Here is a 17734-nt window from a genome sequence, read left to right as displayed (position 1 = left end):
ACAAGTCGTATCCCTTTAGATGCGACTTGTTAACATTAATTAGCCTCTCTATACCTTCCAGCTAACCGATTATATACTCTTATATTCCAATGGAAAAATCTTGATTTTCTACCGCATGTTTTTATTAATCGCTTTACCGTTGGCTTGAACTGTTTCATATGTTTAACTTTCGGATCCGCTAAATATAATCCAATTAAACCTTGTTGTACCATTTCATGAAAAGATGAGTCAGGCAAATCCTGTACCTTGGATCCTGTTTCTTCGATAAAGTAAAGAAGACGTTTTTCCAATTCTTCATCATTTTCGTAATAATTACAAAAATTCAAATCTCCTTCTTCCCGATCTTCATCTTGGTCAATAAAATAATCCAACATAATATGGAGACCCTGCATGAATGGGAAATAACCTTCGAATATTTTCTCTGCTATGTTAGAGGACATTTTTCCATCCAACGCATAGGAGATGAGACAAAATATTCCTAAAGTTGATCCTGCACATGCCGAAAATTCATACCATGTGAGCATTGGCCATTTTTCTTGATGTGTTTGATACCATTTTTCAAGTCGTGGTATTCTTTCTTCTTCCTTAACGTGCTTATGTACTTGTAGATCACTATAAAGCATCTCTAATTGAAGAAGATACGGCTGAAATTCATTTAGATTGGGAATTTGTTGAAGTGTTGTTTGACATGTTCGAACGAGCTCATGTAAATAACCACCATCATCTTGTTCCTCGCGATAGGCATAGTAATTTTTTAACGGTTCTGAAGGGCTCAAGGCATCCTCCATTGATGTATGAAGCATACGAAAGTCTTGAGGATCGAGTGAAGTACTTCGATCACATAAATTATCCAAATAATCACTAATTGTTTGGTAACTAACGATAAACCGAATTGCTTCCATCCATCTGGAACCGGCTAGAAGACTATATACACTTCCACCTTGACAGTGAAACTTTTTCGATTCTATACTGGCAAGCGCTTGATTCCTTAGTTCTTGATTTGGTATTTGATCTGCTTTATTTTTCCAATACTGAAGTTCTTCGTTTACTTGCGGGAATAGTTTATGATAAACATGCTTCATTAAGATAGGGGCATGTTTTGGAGTAACCTTTGACAAATTTTCTCCCTCACTTTGAATACATATGATAAGATGAAGATACTATCTATATAGGAGGTTATCACAAATGATCTATGAATATAAAGGAAAAACTCCTAAAATCGACAATACAACATTTATCGCGTCTAATGCTGTTATTACTGGAGATGTAACTATTGGAAGAAACTCTAGCATTTGGTTTCAAACTGTTATCCGAGGAGACGTAGCACCAGTCCGTATTGGTAATAATTCGAATGTACAAGATTTATCCCTCCTTCATCAAAGTCCTAATATTCCACTCATTATCGAGGACAATGTAACGGTAGGTCATCAAGTTACCCTTCACTCCTGCACATTGCGGGAAAATTCTTTAATCGGTATGGGTTCTATTATTTTAGATGGTGCTGAGATTGGTGAAGGTGCTTTTATTGGTGCGGGTAGTCTCGTTCCTCCTGGAAAGAAAATTCCTCCTGGTGTGTTAGCGTTCGGGAGTCCGGTGAAGGTAGTGCGAGAATTAACCGATAAAGACATAGAAGAAATGCAACGGATTCAACAAGATTATGTGGAAAAAGGACAGTATTATAAATCAATAAATGCTGGTGAATGATAGATCAGTGAATGGGGTAAGCGCAACTTACAGAACTTGCACGCAACACCGCTTACCCTAATTAAGTTTTTTATTTCTAGTTTCAAGAAGTAAGCGGGTACCTAATACTTAAGGATTCATTACAATCCACCCCGCTGCTTTAAGTAAATCGTCTGCAACATATTCAGGGGTAACTTCTGCATATTTTCCAAAATACACTTTTTGATTATATAGTTCATATGTTTCTTGGCCTGCGCCTGTCTTTACTAATACTTTTTTACACCCTGCTTCATGTGCTGCTAACATATCTGTCCATCTATCCCCTATAACAATACATTTCTCTAGTTCTAAAGCATTGTCGTTTGCTGCTTTTTGTAACATATATGGAGATGGCTTTCTACAAGAACATTTATCCTGGTGGGTGTGGGGACAAATATATGCGTTATCGAAACCATATCCTTTTAGCTCTTTTTCAAAATCTTCTATAGTTACCTCACCTTTTGAAATTCCTGGTTGATTAGAAAACGCATAGATAGCATAACCTGCCTCTTTTAATTTCCTAATAGCATCATGCATGTATGGATAGGGTACAAATTCGTTGGGATACAATACTTTGTTACTTCCTCCTATCGTCCCATCCCGATCAATAAATATAGCTTTTGACAAGTCAACCCCTCCTCATTCTCTATGATTTATATACTTTTCTCTTAAAATATTTACGTTTAATTAAAAACATAACGCAAGTAACATTAGATTGTCACGTTTAACATTAGATTTTTACTTCTGAACATTCGATTGTCACGTTTAACATTAGATTCTAACCGTCTAATATCGGATAGATGATTACACATGAAAAAGTCTTAACTATTTCTTGACTTCTGACTTATCCGATTTTGAGAGGGAGTTATCTAATGTTCACCGGACTTATCCGATTTTGAAAAACGGTTATCTAATGTTCACCGGACTTATCCGATTTTGAAAAACGGTTATCTAATGTTCACCAGACTTATGCGATTTTGAAGAAGGGGTATCTAATGTTCACTGGACTTATCCGATTTTGAAAAAGGGTTATCTGATATTGCTATTTTTCATCATTATGTAAAAAAACCAAGTGCTTCAAAATAAGAAGTACTTGGTTTTGCTCATTAATTAATTAGAGATGTCTGTAGCTGCTCTACTTTGTCTGTTTTTTCCCAAGGGAATGTAATATCTGTTCTTCCAAAGTGGCCATAAGCTGCCGTATTACGATAGAGTGGCTTACGTAAATCTAACATTTTAATAATGCCAGCTGGTCGTAAGTCAAAATTTTCTCGTATCGCTTTTACTAATGCTTCCTCGCTATGTTTACCAGTACCAAATGTATTCACTGAAATAGAAACTGGCTGAGCAACGCCAATCGCATACGCTAATTGTACTTCACACTCTTCCGCTAAACCAGCAGCGACAATGTTTTTCGCGACATAACGTGCTGCATACGCTGCTGAACGGTCTACTTTAGTAGCATCTTTTCCACTGAAAGCTCCGCCACCATGACGTGCAAATCCACCATACGTATCTACAATAATTTTACGACCTGTTAGTCCAGCGTCGCCTTGTGGTCCACCAATAACAAAACGGCCTGTAGGATTAATAAAATATTTAGTATTCTCATCAATTAAATTTTCCGGGACTACAGGATTAACTACATGCTCTTTAATATCTTTCTGTATTTGTTCTAATGTAATGTCTTGATGATGCTGTGTCGAAACAACAATCGTATCAACACGTAATGGCTTGTTATTTTCGTCGTATTCCACGGTTACCTGTGTTTTTCCATCTGGACGTAAGTAGTCTAATGTCTTATCTTTTCTTACATCGGATAAACGCTTCGCTAATTTGTGCGCAAGACTAATAGGTAATGGCATCAATTCAGGTGTTTCGTTTGTAGCATAGCCAAACATTAACCCTTGGTCACCTGCACCGATTGCTTCAATTTCTTCATCTGTCATGTTTCCTTCTCTAGCTTCTAACGCCTGATCAACACCACCCGCAATATCAGGTGATTGCTCATCAATAGCTGTTAAGACACCACATGTATCTGCATCAAAGCCATATTTTGCCCGTGTATAGCCAATCTCTTTGATCGTTTGACGAACAATTTTTGGTATATCTACATACGTGGCTGTTGTAATTTCACCTGATACTAAGACTAATCCAGTGGTAACCGATGTTTCACATGCTACTCTTGCATTAGGGTCTTTCTTTAATATCTCGTCTAATATAGCATCTGAAATTTGGTCACATATTTTATCTGGATGGCCTTCTGTTACAGATTCAGATGTAAATAATCTTCTATTTTCAGTCATATCTTTGTATCCTCCCTCAATCACCTTCTACTAGGTGACAATCCTATAACCGTTCATTTTTTTGATAATTTTTCTACATGTTCCACTATACAACTTTTCAAAAAAAAATGCACGAATCTATTATATCACATAATTCCGAGTGATTTACTCACATATTAAGTTATCCTATCGAATTTATTTATTTTTGTCAATGAGACGGCTTTTGTTTTGTAAATCGTCTTTATTCACCATAAAAAAACTTTCCGTAGCTATTTATACGGAAAGTCATTTATTTGATTTGATATAATTCTTTTATTTTTTCCATACTATAACTGAGTACGTCATCTTTCATAATAAAACTGTATTTATCATTATTTTGTACGTTAGGAGGTAGTTCCCTCATTAAAACAGGACCATCTGTTTCATAGTACGTATCCTGTTTTTCAAGGGAACTAATCTCTGCAAAATAGATATTTTTCGTGACTGTTTCTTTTTTACCCTTAACAAGATATTGTCCTAAATAATCAATATTTCTTACAGTTCCACCAGTTTCTTCTTTCACTTCGCGGACTGCCGCTTCTACTGGTTTTTCTCCTACTTCTACTTTTCCACCCGGAAATTCTAAGCCTCTGTCACTATGTTTTGTTAGTAACCACTGATCTTCATAGCGACAAATAACCCATACATGCTTTGCTTTCTCCTCTAATTGTGGATTTGAAAAAGATAGCTGAACTTTATTGTTATAAAAATCATAGAATGTTTTCATATTTTACTCGCCTTTTTTATTCATGCAGTATTTGAGAAATTTTCCATTCTCCCTCATTTAACTCAAACTCTATTTGTATCGTATAAGTTCCATAGAGTTCTATTGTATTAGTCTGAGTTAGTAGGTATTTATCATTAGAAAGTTCTTTTAATGTATAGTCATTTTCCTTCACAAACCATGGAGGCGTTTCTGTCGGTACGATATACAGTGCACCGTCTTTCTCTTCATAATAAAAACTAATATAAGGATCTGCTACCCCCGGCTGTGTATATTTTTGGAATGCTTTCTCTAACTCTTCTATTGTATCATACTCTATTAAACGATAGTCTTTATCAGTCTCTGCTACTAACGTATCCATAAATCCCTCTGTTAGTTCCACAATTTTTCCCTCAGTAAGTTTTTCTGTTTTTTCATCCTGCTCACTTAGATCTTCAGTTGGAGTATTTTCTATTAAAGCAGGAATATGTTCCTGATTATTTCCTAAATTAAAAGTAGTTGGGATGTCTTTATTAGTACGCTCTCTTATAATATTACTATTGTTGCTATCTGCACTTACCTCTTCTTGCTGATTGCTTATCACTACAGTTAGGCTCACCAACAATAGAAGGACGGTGCAAGTCAGAATCGTGATGTATTTTTTCATGTTTCTCCCTCCCGTGTCCTCATTATCTTAAATTCCCTTCCATCATCAGTTTAAACACATAATTGTGATTTTAGACATAGAGACAAATATTTATTTACGTTTATATAATCCCAACTCCTCTAAGTCTTTCTTCGTTTTTTCATTTCCTAATTGGTATATAAGTTGAATCGCCTCCTGTAATCCTTTATCATATGAGTCGTTTTCCCCATCCTTATGATAAGGGACATATGGAATATGCGATCGAATGTACGTACCTACTTCTGCATCATTAATATCATTAAACTTTTCTCTTAACTGGAACACTTCCATGTCATCTGCTTCAATTGTGTACATCGCATTTTCACCATAGGGAATTTGAGATATTTCATGTGTGCCAATGTTGACATAGTATGTTTTCTTTCCCATTTACTTCACTCCTATTAGTTCTATTCTATTTGAATAATCCTTTACTAGTGTATGTTTTTTAAACCAAATCATACGTATTCAGTTATAGAACCATTTAGATTAAAGGATATACATCTTTAGTGTGAATTTGGGAATTTTCTTCTTTACATACATTGCCAAAAAGGGGGTAGGCTTTCACTTATAGGTAATAAAAAACTGATTATCCGGGGATGGATAATCAGAAGTTAGTTTGCTTGCTTCTCTTTTGAGTCTTCTACGACTTCTTTAATCAAACATCTTCCTCTTCCATGCGGTATACACATCGGTGTCCCGAACATTGGGTCATACAATACGTCACACTTCATTTGAAAGACATCGTGCACAAGTTTACAGTTGATAATTTCTTCTGGCTTTCCTTGCGCATATACATTTTTATCTTTGATTGCCACGATATGATGGGCATATCTACATGCCAAGTTTAAATCGTGTAATACCATTACAATTGTACTTTTTCTCTGCTCATTTAATTCAAATAATAAATCTAAAATTTCAATCTGATGGGTCATATCTAGATAAGTAGTGGGCTCATCTAATAAAATGGTTTCCGTTCCTTGTGCTAATGTCATTGCAATCCATGCACGTTGGCGCTGTCCCCCTGACAAGGAATCTACTTCTCTATCTTTTAACTCCATCATATTCGTCGCTTCTAATGCTTCCTTTACTGCCTGATTATCTTCCTGTGACCAACGCTTCAATAACGTTTTATATGGGTGGCGTCCCTGTTTGACCAGCTCTTCCACTGTTAAGCCTTCAGGACTAACTGGGGATTGAGGTAAAATAGCTAATTGTTTTGCGACTTCTTTTGTAGGTACCTTAGCAATGTCTTCTCCATTTAGCACGACATTACCTTGCTTTGGTCTTAATAAACGTGCTAGCGAACGGAGTAAAGTTGATTTACCACAGCCATTACCGCCAATAAATACTGTGATTTCACCTTTTGGAACAGTTATATCTAATTGGTCAATAATGACATCTTCTCCGTATCCCAATGTTAAATCTTTCGCCATTAATGTCTCCATCCGGTTTTCTCTCCTTCTGCTAGCAAGTACATGAAACTTCTAACGTACAAAATCCTCTATCTTAAGTGTAGGTTGTTTTTGCACCAAAGTCAATAATTGAGAACTCTTCTCATACACATGGAAAAAAATACTTCTTTTATTTTTTATTTATCTGTCGTACAATAAGAACAAACGTTCGTTAATGGCGAGGTGTAACAATAATGGATTACTCTTATTTTCCAAGACATGAAGTACTTTGTATTGATATGCGTTCCTTCTATGCAAGTATTGAGTGTGTAAAACGTGGCCTTGATCCGATGAGCGCAATGTTAGCCGTTGTTGGTGATAAAGAACGTTCTGGTAGTATTATTTTAGCAGCTTCTCCTGCACTGAAAGAAAAATATGGTGTAAGCAATGTTAGTCGCTACTTTGAACTACCTAAAGATCCTAATATTCATGTTGTTCAGGCTAAGATGGGGGATTATGTTAAAGTATCCATTGAAATCACCCGACTGCTTAATCAATATGTCCCAAAAGAGGCAATTCATCCTTATTCCGTTGATGAGATGTGGATTACGGTAGACGGTCTCCAGCCACTCTACGGTAGTACAGAACATATCGCTCAAATGATTAAGGATGAAATTTTGGACACGATGGGATTAACCTGTGCGATTGGGATAGGAGACAATAAATTTTTAGCAAAGGTCGTCATGGATCTTTATGCTAAAAAGAAAGGTATTGCTACATGTCGTTATGAAGATGTACCTCGATTGCTTTGGCCTGTTCCTATTGAAAAAATATGGGGAATAGGGAAACGGTTAACCCATCATTTGAATCGGATGGGCATTCTTTACTTAGGACAGCTTGCCAATTATCCTCTTGAACGACTCAAAAAACGTTTTGGGGTTATAGGAGAACAATTGTATTGGCACGCCTGGGGAGTCGACTTAAGTCCTGTTTATCAAGACTTTGAATCAATTGATGAACAGAAGGGTTTCAGTCATGGAATAACCTTACTAAGAGACTACACGGCGGAAGAAGCACTTATTAGTATTCTTGATTTGTGTGAAGAGGTATGTAAACGATCAAGAACGCATCATAAAGCTGGGCGTACCATTCAATTGTCGATTGGATATGCCAATAACACTGGTGGTTTCAGTCGTTCTAGATCTATACCTATTCCAACCAATGTAACAATGGACGTATATGATGTTTGCTTGCAATTATTCCAAGAATTCTATGATCAAAAAAGTAATATTCGCCGAATAACCGTAGCTTTAACTTATTTATTTGAAGATATCGAGACGCAATTAAATCTTTTTTACGATCAAACAAAGAAAAAAGATATCGGTTATGTAATGGACTCGATTCGTGATAAATATGGGTCTACTTCTCTACTTCGTGCCTCTAGTTACATGGATGCCGGTATTACCCGTGAGCGTAGTAAAAAAATCGGAGGCCATTACGCTTAATACAAGAAGATTAGCAAATTGAGACGGGGACATAACTAAATCTTTCAATATTAAAGGCGAACAATAAAAAGCGTACAAACCGAACTGAGTCTATCGAGTCGTTCGGTTTGTACTACGATTTATAATTAAATACTTTTGACTCAGCTCTCACTTATTCGTAAGTTTAGTTTTTAGTAAATGGCGCTGTAATTTATTTGTAGCATTTCGAGGAAGTGATTCACAGAAATAAAATTTCTTAGGGATCTTATATCGAGCAAGATGTTGTGCACAATAGTCGATTAATGCTTCTTCGGACCATTGTTTTTCTGTAACAAGAAATGCAACAGGAACCTCTCCCCATTCCGTATTTTCTATACCAGTAACACCAGCTTCTTTAACACCTTCTAAGGATAGGAGGACATCTTCAATTTCTGCAGGATAAATATTCTCTCCCCCAGATATGATTAAATCACTTCTTCTGTCCACTACATAAAGAAATCCGTCTTCGTCTACATAACCCATATCTCCAGTATAAAACCAATTAGATAAAAAGCTTTCTTTATTCGCCTTTTCGGCATCGTAATATCCTGATGTTACCATCGGCCCTTTCACTACGATCTCTCCAATTTGGTTCGTTTCTAGTTTTTTATCTCCATGACGTATTTCTAAAGAAGCTGTGAATAACGCTTTTCCAGCTGACCCTATCTTTTGCAGCGCATCTTTCATTGCTAAGGTCGAAATTTGTGAACAAGTTTCTGTCATTCCATATGTCTGAATAATAGGGATTGCTTTCTCAGCCGCTTCTTCTAATAAAGATTTTGGCGCAGGTCCTCCTCCTAATAGCATACAGCGAAACGTGTCAGGATATTGATTATCGCCTAAATTTTCTAATAATCGTTGACATGTCGTGCTCACAACAGAAATATGTGTGACACCTCTTGTTTGAATCGCTTGATTTATTTTAGTAGCATCAAAAGATGGCATAAGGAAAATAGGCATGCCGTATATAGCACTCTTGATTACCGTAGATAACCCACTAATATGAAAAATAGGCAAAGAAATCAGCCATTTATCATGAGATTCCAGCCCTAAATTCAGGGAAGAAGCGATTGCACTAGACCAATGATTCTCATACGTTTGTGTTACTGCCTTTGCTGTTCCAGTTGTTCCCGAAGTAAACATCATCGAACAAATAGAGGACAAATCCATTTCTACGGATATTTCTACATCTAAAATCGGAAGGGACTCAATATCTTCGAATGTAAACGTCGGAAGAGCGAGGTTTAATGGTTGCACTTTATCCGATTGTCCAATCACAGCTTCCACATCCGCTGTTTCACATTGTTGGATTAACTCACGTTCACGTAACTTCGTGTTTAAAAAGATAATTTTTGACTCTAACATGGTACATCCCCAAAAAGCAACAATTATATCTAGACTATTCTCAGAGAGGATGGCTACATGCTTTCCTTTTAAGAATGCTATTTTTCTAGCAAAAGATACCGCCTTTTCATAGAGCTGTTTAAATGTCCATTGCTCGTCCATCGTTTCAATCGCGAGTTCATTCGGTGATAGATGAGCTCGCTTCCTTAACCAATGTTCCATTACCTTCCCCCTCAAGTTCTCTAATTTCAGCTAAATAATAAGAGGCTATCGTAAGCCTATAGAAAGGACTTAGACAGCCTCCACATTACCAATTTACTAAGAATTAAGGAAAACGCGGGAATTTTTTGAAATCAGGTTTGCGTTTTTCTTTAAATGCATCTCGGCCTTCTTTCGCTTCATCCGTTGTATAATACAACAATGTAGCGTCTCCACCCATTTGCTGTAATCCAGCAAGACCATCTGTGTCCGCATTAAAGGATGCCTTCAAGAAACGAAGTGCAGTAGGTGACTTTTCTAGAATCTCTTCACACCATTGAACCGTTTCTTCTTCTAGCTTGTCTAAAGGAACAACCGTATTCACGAGTCCCATATCTAATGCTTCTTCAGCATTATATTGACGACACAAATACCAAATTTCACGTGCTTTCTTATGACCAACAATACGTGCTAATAAACCAGCACCATAACCTGCGTCAAAGCTACCAACTTTAGGACCAGTTTGTCCAAAAATTGCATTATCTGCTGCAATTGTTAGGTCACAAACGATATGTAACACATGGCCACCGCCAATTGCATATCCAGCAACCATGGCAATAACTGGCTTAGGAATAACACGAATTAGTCGTTGTAAGTCCAGTACATTTAAGCGTGGTATTTCATCTTCACCTACATAACCACCATGGCCTCTAACCTTTTGGTCTCCACCTGAACAGAATGCTTTCTCTCCTGCACCTGTAAGTACGATAACTCCAATTTTCGAATCATCACGTGCATAGGAAAAAGCATCGATAAGTTCATTTACTGTTTTTGGGCGAAACGCGTTACGCACTTCTGGACGATTAATCGTAATTTTAGCTATACCATTATATGTCTCATATAAGATATCTTCATATGTACGTTCTGTAATCCATTCTACTGTCATATTGATTGCCTCCTCAATTTCCAACACTCTTTATTATTGTACCAAAAAACTCTGGTTGTTCCACATGAATTGCATGTCCTGCATTTTCGATAATTGTTAAAGAACTATTAGGTAATAATTCGTGCATTTTTTTATTTATATGGACAAATTTCACGTCCAAAGCTCCAACCACTAGCTGAACGGGATTAGTAAGCTTTGGAAGTGCTCCCCACCAGGACGGCATTTGACCTGTTCCCATTGTGCGGAGAGACATTCCTAATCCTTTTACAGAGTGTGCTAAACGTTCTTCTCGTATCGCTCGTTTGACACTTTCGTTTAATTGTTGCTGTGATTGAAACAAGGGGATCTTTTCCCATTTGTCCACAAATGCTTGAAGTCCTTCATTCTCAAGAAATTGGACAAGTCTTCCATCCGCCTCTTGTCTTTTTAATCGTTCCTCGTGTTTTTCTATACCCGCTGTTGCACTTTCTAATAACAGAGTATTTACTCGATGTGGATGATACATCGCAAATGAAAGAGCGGACCTTCCACCTAATGAATAGCCAACAATATCAGCTTTATTAATGTCTAATAACGTGAGTATCTGTGCTACATCGTCACAAAAATCCTTGATCGAATTAATGTGTACCTTTGTGTTCCTGTGACCAGGCAAGTCAATGCAGACAACATGTTTATTCTTCAACAAAGATAAGAATGGTTGCCAAGTAGTAGAGCTCCCGGTAAAACCATGTAATAGGATAACAGGTTCTCCAGTTTTCTCGCCATACTGTTCTACCCAGTAATAGCCGTTTGCTACTTTAACTCTCATTTTTTATTTCCTTCAATCGTTCCGTCGCAATACTTTCTATCATCTGCCATTTTTCTCGATGCCACGTTACATTATGGTCACGAGTAGTTTGTAGCTCAATGATGGTGCATCCTTCTCTTTTATAACTTTGTCTGAGTGCTTTTAGGTAAGCTTCCCAATCTGTTGGTTGCTCATACGCGACTCCAAACATTTCCGCTGCTTTTTCAAATTCCACTTCCTGTGGTGTTCCAAATAGTAAATCGAAATGGGTTTCCTTGTCTTTTGCTTGAGGTAAAAAGGAAAAGATTCCGCCACCATTATTATTTACGACGACAATAGTTATCGGGAGCTTGTATCGTTTAGCGAGTAATAGTCCATTCATTCCGTGTAAAAAAGATATATCTCCTATTATTAATGTTACTCGTTTGCCACCAGCTGCCATTCCAATTGCTGTAGAAATAATACCATCAATACCGTTTGCACCACGGTTCGCAGATATAAAAATATTCTTCTCCGAACTAATCCAAAACGTATCCAGATCTCGAATTGGCATACTGTTTCCTGCAAACAAAATAGATTGCTCTGGGATTTCCTTATGAATTCCAAGAACCGCATCGCCTTCTGTTAACAGTGCTGTCGTATTTCGTTGACTTAATATTGATATTGCTCGACCATTTAGGTCCTGCCACCATTGCATCCATCCTTCAGAACCACGCCATTTTATTGAGGCCAAACCTTCCGCAACCTCAGATGGCGGACCGTAAATATAATGTGCAGACTGGTGAGAAGGATTACGAAAACTCACTTGCTCATCGACGATTATTTGTGGAATAATCTGCTCGTTCATTAGCTGATGGATAGGCTTTGCAACTGGCATGGCTCCAAAGCGAATAATGAGATCAATAGACAAACGGTCGCGAATAGTCTTTGACTTCATAAGTGCATCATAGCTTTCAATAAGATGAGAATTTGAGCCATTCCTTAGTTGTGAAAGTGGATCAGCTAATATTGGGATATTCCAGTTTTCCGCTAAATGAAAGATAGAGCTGTATACAGTACTATCACTTAGTGGACCAGCTATAATTACTACCCTCTTTTTTTCTTTCAAAATAGTTTCAATTTCATGTTTATCCCATTCTTTTTCATGCCGGATAGAGGTATGAGATGAATTGGTAATATCCGATCCCCACACGTTTTCCCCTGAAAAGTCTGGAACTAACGGCTCGCGAAAAGGGAAATTCACATGGACCGGGCCAGACATAGGTGTTAGTGCTACTTGAACCGCTCTATCTGCTTGATTTCTCACATATCTTAACATTGTTGGAGTTGCTTCAGGTAAGGCCATTTCTTGAAATTGTTTCACATATTCACCGAACAGTTTGATTTGATCGATTGCTTGTGGTGCCCCTATTTCTCGAAGTTCGTGTGGTCTGTCAGCTGTTAACACAATAAGAGGAACACGACTATAATGGGATTCAATGATGGCTGGAAAATAATTAGCAGCAGCAGTCCCTGAAGAACATAATAATGCCACAGGTTCCTTTGATTCTTTTGCAATGCCTAACGCAAAAAAACCAGCTGATCTTTCATCGATATCCACCCATACCTTAACCTTGCCATAATTGGCAAAAGCTAAAGCAAGTGGAGTCGATCTCGAGCCTGGAGATATAACCACTTGCTTTACGCCACTATGAAAGAGTTGATCTACAAAATGACCGACATATTGGGCTAATACTTGCTCATGATTCATTTGGATCCTCCTAAAGCATGTAGCATGGGTTGAAATTTAATCTTCGTCTCTTCATATTCTACTTCAGGATCTGATCCACGCACAACTCCACAACCAGCAAATAAAGATGCTTTATTATCTTTCACTAATCCTGATCGAATCGCGACAGCAAACTCACCATTAAAATGATGATCGAACCAACCAATTGGTGCACCATACCATCCTCGTTCAAGCAACTCATTTTCTCGAATAAAGCTCATTGCTCTTTCTGTTGGTTGGCCACAAAGAGCTGGCGTTGGATGCAGTTTTTCCGCTACATCTAATATCGTAATGGTTTCTCTCAACATTGCTTCAACAGGTGTATAAAGATGTTGTAAGTTTTTAAGAGGATACAAAACAGGTGTCTGTGGGATTTCCACATCATCTGCTAGACCATTTAATGCACCCTTTATCATGTCCACAACATACTGATGCTCTTCTCTATTCTTATCATCATAAAGTAGTTCTTCACCAATTTTTCTGTCTTCTTCTGTTGTCCTACCCCTTGGTGCTGTCCCAGCTAAACAAGCCGACAATAATTGTTGATTCTTCACCCAAACTAATCGCTCAGGTGTAGCTCCAATAAAGGATGTTCCATTTTTCTCCCACAAAAAGACATAGCTATTGTTTTGGACTTCTAGTAAATGGTTTAAAACATAGCCCAACTCAACACTTGTTTCAAACTCTATTTGCAGTTCACGTGCAATTACAATTTTCTCTGCATAGCCATCTTCAATTGCAGTCCTTGTCTGTGCAACAAGTTCTTTCCATGCTTCAGGATCTACCTCATGACTAAGCAGCACACTATTCGTTCTTTTTTGCATAGAAACAGGCGACAGCAACAATTCTCTGTCTCGTTGAAGTTTTTGTGCTATTTCACGAACATCACTTTGAGCAGAAATAAATAGGTTTATTGTTAGAAAAGCTTCGCCATTTTCAATGGTTAACAAATAGGTAGGAACTCGAAACTCGCTCCCATTAAACTGCTTCCACAAATCACTTGTTTGCTCATTTGTATCAAAAGGAAACCCACCAAACATTTTAGGTCCCACAGTTATTGCCGAATCATCATTGAAAATCATCGCCTGCTCGATAAGCTGTTTCCAATGATGTTTTAATTTTTGATACGCATTAATACTCTCTTGATAAGAGACAGCTTCTCCAATCCCAACATAATATAGTGATCGGTCAGGAACACTCCAAAATATTCGGGATTTATCTAGCCATTTACCAGCTTGGAAAAAATGTACAGGATTCACCTTATCAATTGGTTCCGTTATACTAACAAAGGCAGATGCATTATTCGTTTTCGCTCGTTCTCTAGCTGTGTTCAAAGAATCTTCTATTGTGTTATCCTTTGTCTTTATCATATGACAACCCTCCATTACTATAGGGCTATTCGAGTAAGCCATGATCTTCCGTAAATTTATAGTATCGTTCTTATTATCATTACTGTTCATTCTATCTCTATTCCCTTTACTAGTATATCAAAAAACTTTTATTTCATGGGATTTTTTTAATTTTCCCCTTCATCTTACTACTTCTCAGAGTGATTCCATTGACACGCTTTTAACAATTCAATACACTTAACATGTTATGCAAAACGATAGAAGGAGAAAAGCTCATGGAAGGAAACAACGAGGTAAACTATTTAAATGAAAAGCCTGGTTTGCATGTCTGGTGGCGGCTACTTCGTCCGCATACACTTACTGCTTCATTTGTTCCTGTATCGATTGGAACATTGCTTGCTGTTCTTGATGGGACGTTTCATTTATTATTATTTCTAGCCATGCTTCTTGCATCTATGATGATTCAAGCTGCAACGAATATGTTTAATGAGTACTATGATTATAAACGTGGCTTAGACAATGAAAAATCAGTAGGAATAGGTGGCACCATCGTTCGTGACGGTGTGAAGCCAGTTGTTGTAAAAAGACTTGCTTATCTATTTTACGCTATTCCAGTACTTCTCGGTATTTATATATGCTTGGAAACAAGCTGGTGGATTGCAATCATTGGACTTATTTGTATGATTATTGGTTATTTATATACTGGAGGACCTGTTCCTATTGCTTATAGTCCGTTCGGTGAGTTATTTTCCGGTTTAATGATGGGAACTGTTATTATTGGAATCAGTTACTATATTCAAACTTTAACTCTAAATTGGGAAGTAATAATGATATCTATTCCGGTCGCTATTTTTATAGGGTGCATCTTACTCTCTAATAATATCCGAGATTTGGATGGAGATAAAGAAAATGGTCGAAGGACTCTTGCTATACTGTTAGGACGTCAAAAGGCTATTATATTTTTATCTATATTAATGCTCGTAGCATATTCCTTAACCGCAGGATATATCATTACCGGATTACTTCCGATATATAGTGTCATTAGTTTACTAAGTGCTCTATCCGCACGGAAAGCTGTAATGACTTTTCTAGCAAATACAACCAATGTGGGAATGATGCCTGCGATGGCTGCAACTGCAAAAACGAACACCATTTATGGACTGTTAATTGGTATTTCCCTATTGTTACAGTATTTATTCCCGATTCATTTAGTATAGGGGGAAGTTAGTTGAATAATCAAACATTAATGGATACATTACAAATGAAATACGAGCTGGTGACCAGAGAAAAAATCCAAATTTCTATGCCTATAACAGATAAAGTCGTACAACCAATGGGATTTTTGCATGGTGGAGCTACTGCCGCTTTAGCAGAGACAGCCGCTAGTCTTGGCGGAATGCAACATGTAAGTAGTAAAGATCAAGCTATTGTAGGTATTGAAATTAATTGTAACCATTTAAAAGCGAAAAAAGAAGGTGTCGTTACAGCCACCGCTACTCCAATTCATATTGGTAAGCGAACAATGGTGTGGGATATTCAAGTACATGATGAAGAAGGGTTACTTATCGCCGTGTCTAGATGTACATTAGGTATTATTCAAAAATAATAATTAGTAAAAGATGACTTCGCCAATTAGCGAGGTCATCTTTTGTTTAACACCGAAAACTTTATTCAGCGAGAGGATTTAAACTTTCATTGCCTGTTAAGGAAGCTATCCACTCTGTTAGTATCTCGATTTCTTGCCCCATATCTCGTATACTAGCCGTTTCAACAGGAGAATGCATGTACCGTAAAGGTAGAGACACAAGAGCAATCGGTACACCCTCCCCAGTCAATCGCATTTTGTCTGCATCCGTTCCCGTATGACGAGGTGTTAATTCGTATTGAAGCTGGATATTTAAATCTTTTGCTGTTTTTTCTAGCATTTTATTTATTTTTCGATTTATAGGCGCACCTTTAGCTAGAACTGGTCCACCCCCAAGTCGAATATCTCCGTGCTTGCTTTTATCGACAGTTGGATAATCTGTAGCAAAGGTAACATCAATAGCGATGGCAGCATCTGGTTTCAATCCGGCTGCTGCAAAATAGGCTCCTCCCATATTCGTTTCCTCATTAACCGTACTAACTCCATACACACCAACATTTAACTTCCTTTTGGCTAAACGCTTCATTACCTCGGCCACGATAAAAGCACCAGTTCGATTATCTAAACCGCGACCAGTAATATGGTGGTCCATTAGCACATCCGGTTCTCTTTGATAAACAGCCAAATCCCCTATTGTTATGTATTCCTCGGCCTGCTGTTTCGATTGAAAACCACAGTCAATAAATAAGTCTCCCTCATCGAAGTCTCCTTTTATCCCTCCATGATGTTGGGCGTTGACCCCAAAAACTCCTTTGATTGTTTCCACTTCTCCAATGATTTCTACTTTCATACCAATTGCTGCTTTTGGATTAATTCCACCTAATTTTTCTACGTATACATATCCATTTTCATCGATTCGTTTTACCATAAAAGCAACTTCATCACAATGACCTGCCAATAATATGTGGAAATTTGCCTGTTCATTTAATACTGCAATAGCATTACCAGCGTTGTCTGTCCGTATTTCATCCACATCATTCTTAACATAATCCATCCACTTATGTTGAATTTTCATTTCTAAGCTAGATGGTGATGGTGTTTTTAACAATTCTAACAAAAATTTAATATCCAAATTTTCCATTCGTTTCATCCTTTCATACCCTGCATATCTACCCTATTATTCCACAAACTAATAAGAAAAGCGACAGCGCCTGGTCACCCCCGACAAGCTTAAGTAAGGCTTGGCGTGGCGCTCTTTGCCACAGAACAGCATTACTTAAGACCTCGAGGGGGTAGGCGATGGAGCTAGACAAATAAGAAAAGCGACAGCGCCTGGTCACCCCCGACAAGCTTAAGTAAGGCTTGGCGTGGCGCTCTTTGCCACAGAACAGCATTACTTAAGACCTCGA

17 protein-coding genes are annotated in these 17734 nt (G+C 37.6%); 4 read left to right on the top strand and 13 right to left on the bottom strand.

Annotated elements, in window-relative coordinates; translation table 11 throughout:
- Window positions 1-35: 35 nt before the first annotated feature.
- Window positions 36-1118: a tetraprenyl-beta-curcumene synthase family protein gene (locus tag GGQ92_RS00100; protein WP_425486359.1), complete on the bottom strand. Its 1083-nt coding sequence runs from the start codon at window positions 1116-1118 to the stop codon at window positions 36-38.
- 67 nt (window positions 1119-1185) lie between these two features.
- On the opposite strand from GGQ92_RS00100, the gene GGQ92_RS00095 reads away from it, so the two are divergent.
- Complete coding sequence (locus GGQ92_RS00095) at window positions 1186-1704, top strand: gamma carbonic anhydrase (RefSeq protein ID WP_184243294.1); 519 nt, start codon at window positions 1186-1188, stop codon at window positions 1702-1704.
- A 108-nt stretch (window positions 1705-1812) separates the two neighbouring features.
- On the opposite strand, the gene GGQ92_RS00090 is transcribed toward GGQ92_RS00095, so the two are convergent.
- The 6 genes from GGQ92_RS00090 to GGQ92_RS00065 all read right to left on the bottom strand — a co-directional run bounded on the left by GGQ92_RS00090 (window position 1813) and on the right by GGQ92_RS00065 (window position 6879).
- A complete protein-coding gene (locus GGQ92_RS00090; RefSeq protein ID WP_184243291.1) occupies window positions 1813-2349 on the bottom strand; it encodes an HAD-IIIA family hydrolase in 537 nt (178 codons plus the stop codon).
- 479 nt (window positions 2350-2828) lie between these two features.
- Window positions 2829-4028 (bottom strand): methionine adenosyltransferase, encoded by a 1200-nt coding sequence (gene metK, locus GGQ92_RS00085; RefSeq protein ID WP_184243289.1) that lies wholly within the window; start codon window positions 4026-4028, stop codon window positions 2829-2831.
- Between the two features lie 268 nt (window positions 4029-4296).
- On the bottom strand, window positions 4297-4773 hold the full coding sequence (gene ytkD, locus GGQ92_RS00080) for an RNA deprotection pyrophosphohydrolase (protein ID WP_184243287.1): 477 nt from the start codon (window positions 4771-4773) through the stop codon (window positions 4297-4299).
- A 16-nt stretch (window positions 4774-4789) separates the two neighbouring features.
- On the bottom strand, window positions 4790-5416 hold the full coding sequence (locus GGQ92_RS00075; RefSeq protein WP_184243279.1) for a hypothetical protein: 627 nt from the start codon (window positions 5414-5416) through the stop codon (window positions 4790-4792).
- A 90-nt stretch (window positions 5417-5506) separates the two neighbouring features.
- On the bottom strand, window positions 5507-5821 hold the full coding sequence (locus GGQ92_RS00070) for a hydrolase (RefSeq protein ID WP_184243277.1): 315 nt from the start codon (window positions 5819-5821) through the stop codon (window positions 5507-5509).
- A gap of 224 nt (window positions 5822-6045) precedes the next feature.
- The gene (locus GGQ92_RS00065; RefSeq protein WP_184243275.1) at window positions 6046-6879 is read right to left on the bottom strand and encodes an ABC transporter ATP-binding protein; all 834 of its coding nucleotides are present in this window, start codon (window positions 6877-6879) and stop codon (window positions 6046-6048) included.
- 200 nt (window positions 6880-7079) lie between these two features.
- On the opposite strand from GGQ92_RS00065, the gene GGQ92_RS00060 reads away from it, so the two are divergent.
- The gene (locus GGQ92_RS00060) at window positions 7080-8330 is read left to right on the top strand and encodes a DNA polymerase IV (RefSeq protein WP_184243273.1); all 1251 of its coding nucleotides are present in this window, start codon (window positions 7080-7082) and stop codon (window positions 8328-8330) included.
- A gap of 147 nt (window positions 8331-8477) precedes the next feature.
- On the opposite strand, the gene GGQ92_RS00055 is transcribed toward GGQ92_RS00060, so the two are convergent.
- The 5 genes from GGQ92_RS00055 to GGQ92_RS00035 form a co-directional block, all read right to left on the bottom strand.
- Window positions 8478-9914, bottom strand: coding sequence for an o-succinylbenzoate--CoA ligase (locus GGQ92_RS00055; RefSeq protein ID WP_184243271.1), 1437 nt, complete (start codon window positions 9912-9914; stop codon window positions 8478-8480).
- Between the two features lie 103 nt (window positions 9915-10017).
- Window positions 10018-10836, bottom strand: coding sequence for a 1,4-dihydroxy-2-naphthoyl-CoA synthase (gene menB / locus GGQ92_RS00050; protein WP_184243269.1), 819 nt, complete (start codon window positions 10834-10836; stop codon window positions 10018-10020).
- 13 nt (window positions 10837-10849) lie between these two features.
- A complete protein-coding gene (gene menH / locus GGQ92_RS00045) occupies window positions 10850-11644 on the bottom strand; it encodes a 2-succinyl-6-hydroxy-2,4-cyclohexadiene-1-carboxylate synthase (RefSeq protein WP_184243267.1) in 795 nt (264 codons plus the stop codon).
- The gene (gene menD / locus GGQ92_RS00040) at window positions 11634-13373 is read right to left on the bottom strand and encodes a 2-succinyl-5-enolpyruvyl-6-hydroxy-3-cyclohexene-1-carboxylic-acid synthase (RefSeq protein ID WP_184243265.1); all 1740 of its coding nucleotides are present in this window, start codon (window positions 13371-13373) and stop codon (window positions 11634-11636) included. Before menD ends, menH begins: the two co-directional genes overlap by 11 nt.
- Window positions 13370-14761 (bottom strand): isochorismate synthase, encoded by a 1392-nt coding sequence (locus GGQ92_RS00035; RefSeq protein ID WP_184243263.1) that lies wholly within the window; start codon window positions 14759-14761, stop codon window positions 13370-13372. The genes menD and GGQ92_RS00035 overlap by 4 nt, the downstream gene beginning before the upstream one ends.
- A gap of 254 nt (window positions 14762-15015) precedes the next feature.
- On the opposite strand from GGQ92_RS00035, the gene GGQ92_RS00030 reads away from it, so the two are divergent.
- Both GGQ92_RS00030 and GGQ92_RS00025 read left to right on the top strand, forming a co-directional pair.
- The gene (locus GGQ92_RS00030) at window positions 15016-15957 is read left to right on the top strand and encodes a 1,4-dihydroxy-2-naphthoate polyprenyltransferase (protein WP_184243261.1); all 942 of its coding nucleotides are present in this window, start codon (window positions 15016-15018) and stop codon (window positions 15955-15957) included.
- An 11-nt stretch (window positions 15958-15968) separates the two neighbouring features.
- The gene (locus GGQ92_RS00025) at window positions 15969-16346 is read left to right on the top strand and encodes a PaaI family thioesterase (protein ID WP_246383839.1); all 378 of its coding nucleotides are present in this window, start codon (window positions 15969-15971) and stop codon (window positions 16344-16346) included.
- Window positions 16347-16407: 61 nt separating this feature from the next.
- On the opposite strand, the gene GGQ92_RS00020 is transcribed toward GGQ92_RS00025, so the two are convergent.
- The gene (locus tag GGQ92_RS00020; RefSeq protein ID WP_184243259.1) at window positions 16408-17466 is read right to left on the bottom strand and encodes a M20/M25/M40 family metallo-hydrolase; all 1059 of its coding nucleotides are present in this window, start codon (window positions 17464-17466) and stop codon (window positions 16408-16410) included.
- Between the last annotated feature and the right edge of the window lie 268 nt (window positions 17467-17734).

This window comes from Gracilibacillus halotolerans, from assembly GCF_014206945.1.
GTDB classification, from domain to species: Bacteria; Bacillota; Bacilli; order Bacillales; family Amphibacillaceae; genus Gracilibacillus; species Gracilibacillus halotolerans.
This window is presented reverse-complemented; position numbering and strand designations above follow the sequence as displayed.

Bases quoted from the DNA above. Each gene is read 5' to 3' on its own strand.
- GGQ92_RS00095 (WP_184243294.1), top strand. From the start codon at position 1,186: ATGATCTATGAATATAAAGGAAAAACTCCTAAAATCGACAATACAACA.
- metK (WP_184243289.1), bottom strand. From the start codon at position 4,028: ATGACTGAAAATAGAAGATTATTTACATCTGAATCTGTAACAGAAGGC.
- ytkD (WP_184243287.1), bottom strand. From the start codon at position 4,773: ATGAAAACATTCTATGATTTTTATAACAATAAAGTTCAGCTATCTTTT.
- GGQ92_RS00075 (WP_184243279.1), bottom strand. From the start codon at position 5,416: ATGAAAAAATACATCACGATTCTGACTTGCACCGTCCTTCTATTGTTG.
- GGQ92_RS00070 (WP_184243277.1), bottom strand. From the start codon at position 5,821: ATGGGAAAGAAAACATACTATGTCAACATTGGCACACATGAAATATCT.
- GGQ92_RS00065 (WP_184243275.1), bottom strand. From the start codon at position 6,879: ATGGAGACATTAATGGCGAAAGATTTAACATTGGGATACGGAGAAGAT.
- GGQ92_RS00060 (WP_184243273.1), top strand. From the start codon at position 7,080: ATGGATTACTCTTATTTTCCAAGACATGAAGTACTTTGTATTGATATG.
- GGQ92_RS00055 (WP_184243271.1), bottom strand. From the start codon at position 9,914: ATGGAACATTGGTTAAGGAAGCGAGCTCATCTATCACCGAATGAACTC.
- menB (WP_184243269.1), bottom strand. From the start codon at position 10,836: ATGACAGTAGAATGGATTACAGAACGTACATATGAAGATATCTTATAT.
- menH (WP_184243267.1), bottom strand. From the start codon at position 11,644: ATGAGAGTTAAAGTAGCAAACGGCTATTACTGGGTAGAACAGTATGGC.
- menD (WP_184243265.1), bottom strand. From the start codon at position 13,373: ATGAATCATGAGCAAGTATTAGCCCAATATGTCGGTCATTTTGTAGAT.
- GGQ92_RS00035 (WP_184243263.1), bottom strand. From the start codon at position 14,761: ATGATAAAGACAAAGGATAACACAATAGAAGATTCTTTGAACACAGCT.
- GGQ92_RS00030 (WP_184243261.1), top strand. From the start codon at position 15,016: ATGGAAGGAAACAACGAGGTAAACTATTTAAATGAAAAGCCTGGTTTG.
- GGQ92_RS00020 (WP_184243259.1), bottom strand. From the start codon at position 17,466: ATGGAAAATTTGGATATTAAATTTTTGTTAGAATTGTTAAAAACACCA.